The organism is Spirochaetota bacterium (genome assembly GCA_034190085.1).
Classification (GTDB): Bacteria; Spirochaetota; UBA4802; order UBA4802; family JAFGDQ01; genus JAXHTS01.
Genome location: JAXHTS010000058.1, coordinates 32387 through 48277, shown reverse-complemented (window position 1 = coordinate 48277; position 15891 = coordinate 32387). Strand labels below are relative to the sequence as shown.

Annotated in this window: 12 protein-coding genes; 3 read left to right on the top strand and 9 right to left on the bottom strand. The window is 35.0% G+C overall.

What is annotated here, in order from left to right:
- Positions 1-31 precede the first annotated feature (31 nt).
- The 3 genes from SVZ03_11755 to SVZ03_11745 form a co-directional block, all read right to left on the bottom strand.
- Positions 32-3856: a glutamate-ammonia-ligase adenylyltransferase gene (locus SVZ03_11755; GenBank protein MDY6934878.1), complete on the bottom strand. Its 3825-nt coding sequence runs from the start codon at positions 3854-3856 to the stop codon at positions 32-34.
- Positions 3857-3970: 114 nt separating this feature from the next.
- Positions 3971-5386 carry a type I glutamate--ammonia ligase gene (gene glnA / locus SVZ03_11750; GenBank protein MDY6934877.1) on the bottom strand — a complete coding sequence of 472 codons (1416 nt, stop codon included), beginning with the start codon at positions 5384-5386 and terminating at the stop codon, positions 3971-3973.
- A gap of 227 nt (positions 5387-5613) precedes the next feature.
- A complete protein-coding gene (locus SVZ03_11745; protein MDY6934876.1) occupies positions 5614-6816 on the bottom strand; it encodes an FAD-dependent oxidoreductase in 1203 nt (400 codons plus the stop codon).
- A gap of 469 nt (positions 6817-7285) precedes the next feature.
- Here SVZ03_11745 and SVZ03_11740 point away from each other — a divergent pair, with 469 nt between their 5' ends.
- From SVZ03_11740 to pssE, 3 genes are all read left to right on the top strand, one after another.
- Complete coding sequence (locus tag SVZ03_11740; protein ID MDY6934875.1) at positions 7286-8191, top strand: glycosyltransferase family 2 protein; 906 nt, start codon at positions 7286-7288, stop codon at positions 8189-8191.
- 105 nt (positions 8192-8296) lie between these two features.
- Positions 8297-8749, top strand: a complete 453-nt coding sequence (gene pssD, locus SVZ03_11735; protein ID MDY6934874.1) for a PssD/Cps14F family polysaccharide biosynthesis glycosyltransferase — start codon at positions 8297-8299, stop codon at positions 8747-8749.
- Positions 8746-9228, top strand: coding sequence for a PssE/Cps14G family polysaccharide biosynthesis glycosyltransferase (gene pssE, locus SVZ03_11730; protein MDY6934873.1), 483 nt, complete (start codon positions 8746-8748; stop codon positions 9226-9228). The genes pssD and pssE overlap by 4 nt, the downstream gene beginning before the upstream one ends.
- A gap of 28 nt (positions 9229-9256) precedes the next feature.
- Here pssE and SVZ03_11725 read toward each other — a convergent pair whose 3' ends face one another.
- The 6 genes from SVZ03_11725 to SVZ03_11700 all read right to left on the bottom strand — a co-directional run bounded on the left by SVZ03_11725 (position 9257) and on the right by SVZ03_11700 (position 15834).
- Positions 9257-9994, bottom strand: coding sequence for a hypothetical protein (locus tag SVZ03_11725; GenBank protein MDY6934872.1), 738 nt, complete (start codon positions 9992-9994; stop codon positions 9257-9259).
- Between the two features lie 789 nt (positions 9995-10783).
- The gene (locus tag SVZ03_11720) at positions 10784-11953 is read right to left on the bottom strand and encodes a hypothetical protein (protein MDY6934871.1); all 1170 of its coding nucleotides are present in this window, start codon (positions 11951-11953) and stop codon (positions 10784-10786) included.
- A 321-nt stretch (positions 11954-12274) separates the two neighbouring features.
- Complete coding sequence (locus SVZ03_11715) at positions 12275-12916, bottom strand: SRPBCC family protein (protein MDY6934870.1); 642 nt, start codon at positions 12914-12916, stop codon at positions 12275-12277.
- Positions 12917-13111: 195 nt separating this feature from the next.
- On the bottom strand, positions 13112-13852 hold the full coding sequence (locus SVZ03_11710; GenBank protein ID MDY6934869.1) for a sugar phosphate isomerase/epimerase: 741 nt from the start codon (positions 13850-13852) through the stop codon (positions 13112-13114).
- 161 nt (positions 13853-14013) lie between these two features.
- A complete protein-coding gene (locus tag SVZ03_11705; protein ID MDY6934868.1) occupies positions 14014-14787 on the bottom strand; it encodes an ABC transporter permease in 774 nt (257 codons plus the stop codon).
- A 135-nt stretch (positions 14788-14922) separates the two neighbouring features.
- Positions 14923-15834, bottom strand: coding sequence for an ABC transporter ATP-binding protein (locus SVZ03_11700; GenBank protein ID MDY6934867.1), 912 nt, complete (start codon positions 15832-15834; stop codon positions 14923-14925).
- Positions 15835-15891 lie beyond the last annotated feature (57 nt).

The following is a 15891-nucleotide window of genomic DNA, read 5'->3' as shown; positions in this document are numbered from 1 at the left end:
ATTCACAAATATGGACAGCCAGCATCATCATCTATTGATGGGAAACCTCGTTATCGTTATGCGGAATTAAATATCTGTCGTATGCCTCTCTAATTCTATGCTGATAATCCTTTAGTTTACTCATAAATTGAGGGGCTTTTGCATCAATACCAAGCATACTTTTTGCCAAAGCCTCCAATTTTACTGGATCAGCAGGCAATGAATGAACCTGCCTGTCTTCATACAACTGCAGATAATGCTCAACCTTTCTCAAAAAAATATATTCCTCCCTTAGACTTTTAACAACATCCTGATTTAAAATATTGATTTTTTTAAGAACAGTCAATGCTTTGAGGGTATTTGCCTCTAACAACCCTGAATTGGATGGAAGATTGATTAGCTGAAGACCCTGAACCAGGAATTCGATATCCCGTATGCCACCTATACCGTTTTTTATATCAATTCCTGATAGAATTCTTGATGAATTTTCCTTAACCGCTAATGAACGAAGCCTCCTGATTGATTCGATCACGCTTTTATGGGTAATCCTGTTATTATAAATCTCTTTGACTTTATCAATAAATTTATATCCCACTGGGAGATTCCCGGCCACCGGGCGCAGTTTAAGCAGCGCCTGAATCTCCCAAAGATCCGCTATGTTGTTATAATAATCAACAAGATTTTCTATAGAATATGCCAGAGCCCCTGAACTACCATAAGGTCTTAATCTCAGGTCAACCCTGTAGGCATGCCCCTCCTCTGTATGTGAGGATAAATCAGATAATAATTTTTCTATAATCGTTGAGTATATATTTCCATAAAAAGCTTCATCAGACTGCATACCCGTAGAATTGTCACCTGCATCATAGATAAGCATTATATCAATATCAGAACTATAATTGAGCTCATTACCACCGAGTTTTCCAAATGCCATGATCGAAAAATTATTTAAAATATTATCCCAGTGAACAGATGCATCCTCAGTATTCAATAAAGATAGGTTAATTCCGGAAACCACATCAATAAAAGCCTCTGCCAGAACAGAAAGGTCCTCTGTTATATCTGGAAGCGGCATATTCAGGCATATATCCCTTGTTCCTATCCTCAGGATTTCCCTCTTCTTTATTAGACGAATACTATTCAGCCAGTCTCCATGTGACTCAGAGGACTGGTAAAGCTTTTTTAATTCATCTTCAATCTCTGTTTTATTTAATGATTTGTATAGATTTTTTGGTAGGATAAGCCATTCAAGAAAATCAGGATTTTTTATGAGGGTATCTGACAGATATTGACTCGTTGAAAATATGCTTAAAAGGATATCCAATTTCTTAGGTTGAGACAACATTTCCTGAAAATGCCTGACCGGATCAGATATTACATCTATAAAACGTTCCCAATTGTTCAGTGCCATATCAGGATCAGGTTTATGCAGCAGTATATCTGTAGCCAGAACAGCAATCCTTACAAAAAGTTCCTGTTTGTTGCCACTAGCTAGATTCTTAAGATTGACAATCGCCCTTTCAGGATTTTTAAAACCATAATCTGATAAGATTTTTCTGGATATCGAATCAGAAAGATCCTTCGACAATATCAAATCTGCAATATTTCGCACATCGTCTCCAAGAAGTATAGTCCCACCGAAATGTCGTTCAATAAATGTTCGAACCATGGCAGATCTGGTTTCAAATTCTATATGAAGCTGCTTTACCTGGCTCAGGTCTCCTTCAACTTTATACCCCATACGCCGAGCGAGATGGCCATATTCGATTGAATCAATTGAAGGTAGAAAGAGATCTTCTACGGAACCCCTGAGCATCCTGAGACCATTTATTAACTCTCTGAAAAAATCGTATGCTCCGATAACATCGACCACCTCAACCCATTCCAGGATTCCATGCTCGGCTAAAGCATTCAAGGCATCATGAATGCGCGGCGTCCTCAGAGATAAATTCTCTCTGCCGAACATTATCTGCAAAATCTGTACAGTATATTCAATATCCACTAACGCGCCAGGTGAGTATTTTGCGTTTATTCTTCCCTCCTGCGTCTTCTCTATAAATTGCTTACGCCTGAGATTATGAAGCTCCTTTATATCAATACTATTTGTTGAATAAATAAATTCATTTCTTAAACGAATAAGCTGCTCTCCAAAGTCAACGTCACCCCCCACAGGACGCATGCGCACCAGCGCTAATCTCTCATAAGAATGAGCGTCTCCTCCAGCTCCATAGTATTTGCAGAAAGAATCTAGACTACACGCGAGAGGCCCGTCAATCCCATAGGGACGAAGACGTAAATCGAGACGAAAAATTCCCTCTTTTTTTGCTTTAATAAAACCGATTATCTCTTTAACAAGGCGATTAAAAAAATCCGAATTCTTTATTGAATCTGTTCCATCAGTTTGGCCATTGTCGCTATAGACAAGAAGAATTTCAATATCTGAGGCATAGCCCAATGCTGCGCCCCCGAATTTCCCCAATCCAAATATACAAAATTTATCATACAAACCTGCTACAGTTGTTGGGTATCCATAGATATCACTTAGATGCTTATATGAATATCCTGCCACAGTATCAATAACAACTTCCGCAAGCATAGTTAAACGTTCGGAAAGGATACGAAAGTCTGTTTCAGGGTTGAGTATATGATCAAGATCAATATGAAAAATTTCTATATCCTTGAATTCATTCAGTATCCTCCGTTGTTCCCCCCTATCCTCAACCCCCTTCATGGCCTTGGACAATCTATCCGAAATGGATGAAGCGGTTTCTGTAAATCCTTTTTTCTCACCTTTAGCTTCTAAAAGCGGAAGGATGGTCTCATATTGAAGTCGAATAAAATCCTCCCATAGAAAATCGCTTGCGCCTAAGAGTCTTGCAAGATCTTTCATCAAATGTGGATTTGAAAGTATCTCCAGCCAGTTGCTCTTCTCAGGAAGGGACAATATCTCACTTGTAAGATACTCAAAACGTGATAGGGCCACATAGGGATCCGGGGCAGTCCCTATAAAAGAGGTAAATTGTTTTGTCAGCAATACGGATAATTTAATTCTATTGATTGTATCTTCGTTTTCTATCTTGCTGCCCAAGGAATTTACAATTCTGAACTCATCAATAACCTGCATCTGGATTGTATCTATATTAACATGCTCAATCTGGACATTCTGCATGCTGAGTGCTGTTGATAATGCATAGAGGAAAAAGGGGGTATCCTCAGAGACGACCCTCATCTCTGTGTAAAATTCATTTTTGTTATCTATTTCAATTTTTACTGGGTATAATATCGATTGGCATTCTGTAATATTTTCCAGCTTTCTGGCTGCCAGTTCATTTACACTCCTCCTTGCAGCAGATAACCCGCTATCATCCTTTTCAATCAATTTAAAGACTGAATTGAGACAGTCGGTCAACTCATTGACCCAGATATGAGAAAAAATCCCTGTAGAGAGTCTGCCATAAAAGTGATCAATAATAATTCTTTTATTAGTAGTCTTTTTAAGGGCTGCTGAAGGATTTTTCTTAAATCCTGGTTTTGGAGTGTGGGGAGAAACAGAATCCTTTTTGTAGGTAAATATTTTACCAGAAATAATCCTATAATCCAAACTTGAGAGTATACCAGTAATAAGCGAAAATACAGCAGGATAATCTCTAGCTATCACTGTACATGTTATACATTCATCAGATGATAAATTGGTTATTACCTTTACAGGATTTTTATAAGAGAGTTCAGATACTGCCCTAAGGTGATCAAATATATTATTCCTTGAAAAATAATAAAAATAATCGCTTTCGAGCCTTGCCAGGTGATCATTTATTATATTGTCATCAATATCCGGACATGCGGATTTAATTGTTTCATAAGTAATTATTCTTTTCATAATGATTATTTCACTCAATTTACTATTAAAATCAAGTAAAACAAAAAAGGGGCTTTAAAGTCAACACGACTCATAATAATGCCCCCTATTAGTCATATCAGATTTATCCAAATATTAGATATCGTAATACATCGCAAATTCCCATGGATGAGGACGAAGATCAAGCGCCTGTACTTCATTCTCCATTTTATATGAGATCCAGGTCTCTATTACATCTCTTGTAAAAACATCCCCCTTTAAAAGAAATTCATGATCATTCTCAAGTGCTGCCAATGATTCTCTTAAAGATCCGGGAGTAGTTGGCACCTCTGCCAATTCTTCAGGAGGCATATCATAAATGTTCTTATCTAAAGGCGATCCTGGTTCAATCTTATTCAGAATGCCGTCAATAGAAGCCATCAGCATTGCTGAAAATGCAAGATATGGATTACAACTTGGGTCAGGGCACCTGAACTCAAATCGCTTTGCCTTCTCTGATTGTGAATACATAGGTATCCTCACAGCAGCGCTTCTGTTTCTGCTGGAGTATGCCAGCTTTACAGGCGCCTCAAAACCTGGCACAAGCCTTTTATAGCTATTGGTCGTGGGATTAGTAAATGCTAGCAATGCTGGAGCATGCTTTAATATGCCGCCTATGGCATACATCGCAACTTCTGACATCCCTGCATATCCGTTCCCAGCGAATAAATTCTTGCCATCCTTCCAGATCGACATATGTGTATGCATTCCGGTTCCATTATCATTAAAGAGTGGTTTAGGCATAAATGTGACAGTCATATTATATTTTCTTGCCACATTTTTGATAACATACTTATATTTCAGTAGTTTATCGCCCATCTCCACAAGTGGCGAGAATCTCATATCGATCTCACCCTGACCGCCTGTGGCAACCTCATGATGCTGAGCCTCTATCTCAATGCCAAGACTTTCTAATATGAGCATCATTTCGCTTCGAATATCCTGAAGACTATCCGTTGGAGGTACCGGGAAATATCCCTCCTTATATCTTGGTTTATAACCAAGATTCGGATTTTCTACACGACCGGTATTCCATCTCCCTTCAACTGAATCGATGAAATAATATCCTTCATGCTCGTTCTGATCAAATCTGATATCATCGAATATAAAGAATTCAGCCTCAGGGCCAAAATAGGCGACATCTCCAATACCCTGACCTGTCAAATAGTTTTCAGCCTTTTTAGCAATATTTCTAGGATCTCTAGTGTAATCCTCCCCTGTGACTGGGTCTGCAATGTTGCATATCATCACAAGGGTTTTATGCTCGAGGAATGGATCAATAAAGGCAGATTCTGCAACAGGCATGACAAGCATATCCGACTCATTTATTGCCTGCCAACCCCTTATACTGGAACCATCAAATCCAAGGCCATCCTCAAACATACCTTCATCTACTTCCCGCGCTGGAATAGCAAAATGCTGCCAGAGGCCAGGGAAATCCATAAATCTAAGATCGATTACCTTTATATCTTCCTTCTTAATTATACTAAGTACTTCAGCTACACTACTCATATCGTAACTCCTGGGTTATACTATTATTACTATTTATGTACATAATTTCATTTTCATGTTAGGAGTCAACATATACAAAAATAAAAAACAATATTGCTTAACAATTTTACATTATAGAAATAATATCAATTCTTCACCCCTTTCAGACCACCAAGATCGATAAGCTTAAATAATACAGAGAAAAAATATTCACAATAAGTAAATGCAATTACAATAATGATCAATAATCAATTCTGTACATACTCTTCTATTACAAACTTGGCAAAATCGAGGGAACTTGTGAATGCTGGAGAGATTGCATTCAAAATATGCACGCTGTTGCCATCTTTTAATACCATAAAATCCGTAATAAGCTCTTTTTGGCTCCAGTCAACAAGTTGAGGCCTTATACCTCTCTTCTTCGTTGATTCTATATCTTCTGGCTCAATCCCCTTTACAAGACTTCGAGCATCGCGATAGAAAAATGGCGGGTAATACTTTTTTGGTTCTATTAAGGCGATCTTCCTGAACTTCGGATTCGTAAAAAAGAGACAAGCCTCCCGAAGTGATATTTCAAAGGCCTCAATGTCTATACCCTTCACTATTCCATAATTTTCTCTTCCGAAGGCTGGAATGGCCGTAGGTCCAATATAAACATCACCACTGACATTTTTAGTATAATGAACTCCCAAAAAAGGATTCCTAATATCTGGCACAGGGTATATGTTCCCTTTGATTGAACTTGCCTTTTTATTACTCAATTTTTTATAAATTCCCTTAAAGGGTATCAACTTATAATTTAATCCGACCCCAAAATCATAAGAAATTATATCACTATAGGCTCCTCCAGCATTAATAAACATATTAAATTTTATCTCCCCTTTATTTGTTACAGCGATATCATCACCTTTAACATGTTTGAATTGGATTCCCAATAATATCTTTACTATTGATGAAGAGGTGAGATCATTATAAAGGCTGGTCAATATTTTTTTTGGATCCACTACAGCAGTATATTCTGAGAAAAGGGCTATTCCACATGTCCTAGCATATGGTTCTATCTCCTTAAGCTCCCTCTCATCAATTAGTTTAACCCTTGCTCCATTCTCCTGAGCTCTATAAAAGAGTTCATTTAATACAGCTATCTCACTCTCATTCTTGGCAACGATAACCTTCCCTGACTCTAACAATGGTAAATCCTTCCCTCTACAATACTCCTTCATTAAAAGGTTGCCCCTTAAACACGACCTCGCTCTCAAGCTATCAGGAGTGTAATATATACCAGCATGCAATACCCCACTATTTCTCCCAGAGGCATGCAATCCAATTTCTTCTTCTTTATCTATCAATACAATATTCTCATACCCTTTTTTCAATAATTCCCTTGTAATAGTAAGGCCGATTATACCCCCTCCACATATTAAAATATCTGCTGTAGCTATTCTTTTCATACTATAGCTTCATGTTATTTATTAAGTTATCTTGAAATCCCAATGTACTTAAATATTTATTGACATTTAATTTTAATCCATTTAATAAAGGCAAAATAGGCTTATTCTCTATAATTATTCTATCTCATTTTGTTTACCTCCTTAGATAATAATAACATCATGAGCAAATATTGAATAATTTATGCTACATTAAGCTAGAGGATAAGCCTTCTTTTTATACCCTATACTTTCATTAGTACCTTCTTTACTAATTCATAAATATTTCAGAATTATCTCAATATCATACTTGCTTTCCCATAAATAAAGTGTTAATATTTATTTGTGAGATCAATAAATGGATGGTATTCAAATTTTAAGTATGCAGGTATAGTCTTTTGTTTAAACTACAAATTTTAAATAGTTCCTATACTATTTTTATAAAAACTCCTATATATTGATCCTTATTTATGAATAATAGAATAAAAAAAGAATGCTTAGTATAATAATAGTCAACTACAAAACCTCAAGAGATATTAGCATCTGCTTAGAATCAATAGTAGAGAATGAGAGAAATTATTCAAACTATGAATTCATAATTGTGGATAACAATTCAGACGATTCGGGACTAAAGAACATAAGTGAAAATTATAACTTTGTCAACATAATTTATGCACCTAAGAATGGGGGATTTGCGTACGGCAATAATATTGGCATTAAAGCTTCTTCTGGTGATTGCATATTATTGCTAAATCCGGATACATATATTATTGAGAATAATAGCATTGAGAAATTATACAATCATTTAAAACAGAATCATGATATAAATTTTATTGGCCCACAGCTATTGTATCCTGATAAAAGTAATCAATCCTATTACCATCCCAAATCCAATTTAACGCTATGGAGATTATTCTGTGAAAGATTATTTTTGCATAGAATGCTGAGTAACTCAAAACTCTTTAACTCATATTTTATGACATACATGGATTATAAAAAACCAAAATATGTAGAGCAGATTAATGGCGCAGCCTTTATGTTTAAACGAGATGTTATTGATAAAATTGGATTACTAGACGAAAATTATTTTATGTATTTTGAAGAGTCTGACTATTGCCTACAAGCAATAAAAAATGGTTATCGATTGCTTTATTATCCCTATAGTAGAATAATCCACAAAGGTGGTTTAATTGCTGAATCTAATTGGGTAAGATCCACAAGGGATTATATAATATCATTTAAATACTATTTCAAAAAAAATTACAATAATTCCGTCTATTTTATTGCTATGTTACTTTTTTTTATTGGCACTATGATAAGGATAATTACTCTATGGTTAAAAGGCAATAAAAAATATAGTTACTACTTATTTTATTTAAAATATTTATTTAAAACATGAAATCATTAATAATTCTTCACTGATGTATATATAAAAATATAAACTCTAATTCAATATAGAGCCGAATACCTTTCAAGGATAGGCATAATAAAAAAGGAGAAATAATTGACAAAATTAGCTTTAATAGCCTCATCAGGTGGTCATCTTTTTCAATTATATAGTTTAAAAGAATTTTGGAGTGATAAAGAGCATTTCTGGGTAAGTTTTCCTACCCAGGATGCAGAATATCTCTTAAAGGATGAACGTGTTTATTGGGCATATTATCCAACAAACAGAAATGTTATAAATCTGATTCGTAATATATTCCTTGCTCTTAAATTATTAAGAAAAGAACGACCAAATGCTATCATTTCAACTGGAGCAGGCGTCGCTGTTCCATTTATTTTCATTGGGAAAATATTAGGGATCAAAACCATTTACATCGAATCTATTACGAGAAATCAAGAGTTTTCAATGTCAGCGTATTTAGTCTATCCATATGTTGATAATCTATTGGTTCAATGGCAAGAATTGGCGGACAAGTATAAAAAAGCTCAATACCATGGACGTGTAATATGATTTTTGTAATTACAGGAACAGAAAAGTTTCCTTTTGATCGTCTCATTCAAGAGGTTGATTCATTAAAGTCAGATAATATACTTAAGGATGATGTCTATGTACAATTAGGATCATGCAAGTATGAACCTATCCACTGTGCATGGGATCGATATATTACTTTTAATGAAATGAGAAATAATATCCAGAAAGCAGAAACAGTAATTGCTCATGCAGGCGCTGGAACAACCCTATTATGTTTAGAATTAGGGAAAACACCAATTATTGTTACTAGACTGAAAAAGTATGGAGAGCATCTGGATGATCATCAAGTGCCATTTGCGCGGATGATGCAAAAGTTGAATTACGTGATTGTAGCTTATGAGGTAGGTGATTTAAGAGATTGTATTGAAAATCTAAATGCTTATAGTTCATCAGTGACACAATTTACTAAGGACAATACAAAGTTAGTAAATCACCTAAATTCCTTGATTCAGGCTTGATGGATATATTATCTGATCTTCCAAATAATTACAATTCAGATAGAAAGATCAAAAACTGCTCAGCGATAATTTTACGTCCCTTTTCGTTTAAATGACCGCCATCATCAGTATACTCGGGTATTAGAGAATATGAGTATTTCCCTCCTTTTTTTCGCGCTTCTCTCTGTCCCTTCGGATAGGTGGATTCGAAACGCGCCAAATCAAATATTCTATTTTTATCATATTCTTCTCTCAACAAATCATTGAACTGGTTTCTAACAATATTATGATCACGACCAATAATGCTCTTAATAAACGCCTTAGGCCCTTTAGCTTCTCTCATCAAAGGTACTGTAACATGAATAAATAGTGTTTTAGGATACCTGTTCTTTAAACGCATCATTGCGGATTTATAATAATTGAACACTTCATTAACATTGGTATCATTTAATATATCTACATAACAGAATTTGAAAAATGCAATATCAACCTTATCGCCCAAACCCTTCTCCATTAGATTAGTAAAAGCGTCAACTTTGGATTTTGGATCCTTGTTAATGCCATTTTGTGAATGAGCAAAGATTGGGCGTTTGAAATCTTCAATATTATCTGTTTTAACTATATTCAATTTGATTGATGAATTCTCCTTAATTATGTCATTTATTCCATCAATAATGTTGAATCCCACTGACTGGTGTCCAAAATATATCCTTTTTTCAGTAAGCTTCTTCAATAAAGTATTGGGAACCTCTCCAATGGATCTATTAGGAATTATTTTCTCGTCCATCTTCTCTCCTTTTCCACAACTGAATATTAATAAGCTAAAAATCAAAGCTATCAATTTAATCCTTTTTCCCATAATCACTCCACCTATTTATTATACTTAAAAATACAATATTCAAATATGTTATCTAAAACCAAATTATTTGCTATGAATATACTGTTATTGATTAACTCATAAAGTGAAATTATACTACATGTCAATTAAAAAATATTATTGAGGGCCTGCACAGTAGTTTTCGGTTCATGTAGCGTTTTATGCTACAACCCCTAGCGAAAACCCTGATAAGTTTATCATAATTGTAACCATCTAATAGTAGAATAATATACGATTAGCCTAATTGTTTCCCTTTATTAAAGGTTTCAATCATGCATGAAGTCACATTATTCGCCCCATGAGCCGTAATTTTTTGATAGAGACAAACAATTCAATGTTTTTTATAATGCTCTTTGTAAAAAATTTGCTTAGTATTAACATGTATATCAATGAAAATCTAAAATTTGCTAATTTCACAGACATATCAGTCTGTAATAATTATAATTTTTATCACATATTGTAGCCATAGGCATAGCTGAGAGAGGGAAAACAAGCAAAGGATGATTTTATGGATTAAATTACTTGGAGTATGTTATGTTAATGATCTTTTGAAAAGTATTTTCTTCATAAGTGGCGAAGCACATGTTTTTAAAAGACCCATTGAAATACTATCCTATAATAAATCAACGGTAAACGAAAGCCATTAAAATCATCATGCCGGATTCTCCAGCAGAAATAAGTATAAGTGATATTTTAGCATCAGTCTAATCGAAATTCATCGGTTCCTTTAAGCGCTATTTCAATATATTGATCATGGTATACAATAGGACCTAAATGAGTACCAGGTAGAATTCTCAAGGTAAGCCGTGTGCCACCTGCGACTTCCTGTGGATAAAATTTTGTCCAGAATTCTTCAATCACCTTCCTGGTAATATTTTTATAATCATCAACTCCAATGATTTCAGCAGGATCAAAAAGAGTATCGTCTTGCGCGAAGACAACCACAATATTCTTCAGATGACTAACCGGATAATTGCTGTCATCGATGTATATGGATGCATCTTTCGCGTCTCTAAAATTCCTAAAAGGTTTCAGGCAATTGAAGTTACCAAATAGACATGAAGAATATGAGCGAAGTGAGTCACCAACAATCCCTTTAGTTAAACCCCAACTTGAATCAATTGTATCTCCAGGATGAGAAAAGAACCTAAGGCCAATATTACAACTCTCACACATAAAATTCCCTGTTATGCATACAGGACCAATACAATTCTTTCCACCCCATTCAATATAACCAGCAGCACAAAAATGAACTAGACTAACAACAGCATCAGGATATGCATTTGCGAATTGTCTTGATATAATACCTCCATGTGAATAGCCAACTGCTAATATCTTTGCATTAATGATAGTATCCATTGATAAAACTGATAAATCTGTATTATTTATTACAAGCTTTAAATCTGTTAATGGTTGATAGCCTTCAATTGAGATTTTTTTTTCATGCAACAGATATCGTACAAGCTCCATCAATATAACCATCTTGCCAGAATCACCCCGCCATTTTTCGTTGCTTCCGTATGGTGTGTCACATACAGGAATAATTATTATCCCTGATTTGGTTTTCATAGCCATTTCAGCAAGCAGGTTAAATCCGTTATTCGGCCTTTGGGCATGGCCATGGAAAAATACTATGACCGAACCTGAGAGATGACCTCTCTTTCTATCAGCTTGCTTTTCCTCATCTGTTCTTGTGTCAATAACAATATAAAAAATATCTAATGGTTCATTATTAAATTTGACCTTAAGGCATTTATAATCGATTTTTTCAGGTCTGATTCTTGTTGAGGCAGATAATGTAGGTGATAATAAAATGAAAATAAAGAGAGGTAGTAAAAATAATATTATTATTGGTGTTATTTTATACATTTCAATTTATAAAAGGTTACAAAGCGTGTTAATTCAAAATTAGGTTATAATTCTCAATATAAAAAAATAACATATGTTATTTGAAACAATCATATCTATATCTGATGAAATAAATCCCTTAAATGGAGAATAATATATTCAAAAACTTAAAGTTAAAATATTTAAAAAAGTCTGATCGTTTATGGATGTTTGATAAAAAAATTGTTATATTTAATGATTATAAGTTTTTCTCGTAACAACTATGATATAAAACGGATATGAAGATTCAATGAAAAAATCGAAATAAATTACTATCTTAATTTTTATTATAAAAGTCCCATTTCATTGAAGCGGGACACCTTCACCTACAAATTCACGCAGTCTATGCACCATCACTTCCGCATTCTTTTTGCTATTTCTCTTAACGAGGAAATATGGAATAAAAGTACCGGCATTTATGAAATTTGAATATTGCACCTCAACCCAACCGGAATACTTTTGGGATGATTTAATATTCCATCCACCTGCATAATACTTCATGTCTCCCTTAGTGCGTTTCCATTTTACCTGATAATTATCATCATCTATTGAACGCTTAACATTAAGCACCTTTTTGCCCATGGCAGATTCAAATTGGTATTCCCATATAATAGTATTTGCACTGACCTGCTGAACCAATGTCACTTTCTTTACAGCAGGGAACAACTCAGGCAAGTAGTCAACGTCCCGAATCCATTTCCACACATCCTTAAGCCTAGCTTTTACTAAAAATGTCGACCTGATACCCTTTATGCCTTCATCATTTTTTAAATCTTCGATTATAATTTTAGTATCCGGCTTAATAGTTGTTTCGCTTGCTGTCGCTTTGTCCTCATTTTTATGTTGACTCAATTTCATTTCCTTACTCTCGGCATAAAGAGAGATATCCAAGGCCACAAAGCACAAAAGAGATGTTAGCAAACATAATCTATTTAACAATATCATAACTCTTCCTCCACAATCATTATTGATAGGGATGAGATTATCAAAGATATTAAAAAAGTCAAGTTGAACCCATGAATTGTATAATTATTTGTGACAACAATAAGCAATAGTCATAATCAATAACGATGCTACTTGGCCTTAAGGTGAAAGCTTTATTCCCTAAATTGAATATTCGAAATGGAGTATAAGCAATTCTTAATAGATATGCTTCTCAAGAAGTGACATGGTTCGAGGCATATCGGATGGCTTAACTTCCATAGTAATAGTAGAATTATAGTTTTTCCCCTTCAGCATGGATAATATACTAGGATAATCGACTATCCCATCGCCCAGAGCAAGATGAAGATCATCCTTTACGCTTGTGCCGCCATGATTGTCATTAACATGTATGTGATCAATCTTATGAAATACGTTTTGCATGAAGCCGAAGGAGGTGTTTTCTTTTGATAGCAATTCTCCATGACCTATATCCATGGTCATTCTGAGGTCTGGGATTGCGTCAAAGGCTGTAGAAAAGCTCTCATAACCTTCAGTTAGATTTTCAATGCATAGCACCACCTTGTTCTGCTTCGCATATTCTACCAACCCCGATAAGAGTTTAATCTTTGCTGATATGAGCGATGGTTCTGCCCATCTCTTATCCATCCAGAAGTGAATTGTGCCCTTATGAATATATAGCTCCCTGGAAAGCTCAATAAGCCTTTTCATCTTCGGTATAAACCTCTCTTCTAAAGCCTTTGTATCAACAGGATTACCCTCATTGGGATAGTGGGCAAGATAATAGATATGGTACTTCTTCTTTAATTCCAATAACTCATCCAATTGCCGAGAGACCTCCTCCGGATCATCCAAAGATATCTCAGCATAGGGATACTCAAGATTTCCCACCTCATGTATCTCTTCAATGTTATGAGCCCTTCCTCCAATGACAACCATAATAACTCCCTGTTATATTTGATTGAATTTCTAAATCCTGCTCAAAAAAATGAGGTAACATCCTAACTTACCAATTAAAGATATATTTTTATAGACATATATATACATAAACAATTATTTCGTTACAGTGATTTGCCATTCATGTTCATATCTGTCATTACTCAAGACCTTAATCTTATTCCCTTTGATAATAAAAACAGATTAATGCTCGTAAAAATTACCGCAAAAAGAAGTAAAATCACAACGCTTGTTATAACATTCACATCAGAAAACCCATGAAATCCATATCTAAATCCATTAACCATATACAAAATCGGATTTAGCCGAGATAACCTCTGCCAAAATTCCGGAAGACTGTGAATAGAATAGAATATCCCTCCCAGATAAATCAATGGAGTCAGAACAAAGGTTGGGAAAATAGACACATCATCAAACTTCATGGCAAGTATTCCATTTAACAATCCGCCTAAGGCAAAGACGATTGAGGTTAGTAAGATAAAGAGGGCTATGATATTAATATTATAGATACTCGGTTGAGTGAAAAATACTGATATAGCAAAAACAATGGCTCCGACAAATAATCCGCGCAACACCCCGCCAAAGACAAATCCCCCTATGATGACCCAATTGGGTGTGGGTGACACCAACAACTCCTCAATACTTCTCTGAAATTTTGAGCTGAAGAATGAGCTGACCACATTCACATATGACCCATTGATAACCGCCATCATGACAAGCCCTGGTACAATAAATGACATATAGCTTATACCATGTATATCTCCAATTCGAGAGCCAATAAATTTTCCAAAGATTATAAAATACAGGGTTTGTGTTATCACAGGCGGCAATAATGTCTGCATCCATATCCGTATTAGACGAATTACTTCCCTTCTTAATATAGTCACAAGGGCGATAATCTGTTCACCTAAACTCATTCAGAGTTAACCTCTTAATCTATGAAATCCGATTATAAATAGCCATTACAATCCAATGTGCTGATCTTAATCAATAATAATATTAGGGTCTCAAGCTTTAGGAGTTGTCCTCTTCACTATTATCTCTAATAAATGCTAATCTTTAAGTGTATTTAAAAACATCTTCTCCAATCGATTCTCTTTAGGTCGTATATCAGTAACATAAATCCCCAAATTGGATAGTTGAATAATATAATCATTTATAGACTCATTCCTATCCAATTCAATCTCAATAGAGTTATCATCAACAATTACAAAATTTAGATTCTGGACATTATCCAGCGGTTTCATCTGTTTTACTGTGATCACATAAGTAACTTTATCCAGCGATTGTATGAGATGACCAACACTATCATGATGGATGATTTCTCCACTTTTAATGATTGCTGCATTACGGCACATCTGCTCAACCTCTTCCAGATAATGCGTTGTCAGCAGGATTGTAGTGCCATTTTGGTTCAGTTCGCGTAAATAATCCCACATGCTGTGTCTAAGTTCAACATCAACACCCGCAGTCGGCTCATCTAGTATAAGTAGTTTTGGTCTATGGATCAGGGCTCTGGCAATCAACAAACGGCGCTTCATACCTCCTGATAAGGTTCTGGATTGCATATGGCGCATTTCCCATAACCCGAGTTTTTTAAGAATAATCTCTGATTCAGCAATCGCCATCCTCCTGCTGATGCCAAAATATCCAGCCTGGATGACCAAAATATCATTCACCTTTTCAAAGATACTAAAATTAATCTCTTGAGGGACAACACCAATACTCTTTCTAATTTTTGCTCTACGATGTCTATTATCCAGATCATTGCCAAAAATTTCAACTTTGCCTGATGTTTTGTTCACAAGCCCAATTAGAATGCCAATCATAGTTGTCTTGCCAGCGCCATTAGCGCCTAATAAGGCAAAAAAATCGCCGGCAGCCACATCTAAATCTATATTCTTCAGGGCAACAGTTCCGTTAGCATAAACCTTGGATAGATTTCTAATTGTAATAGCGTTCAATCTAAGTAACTCAAACCAATATTATTTGTGTCAGATTATAAAATAATATATAAACGA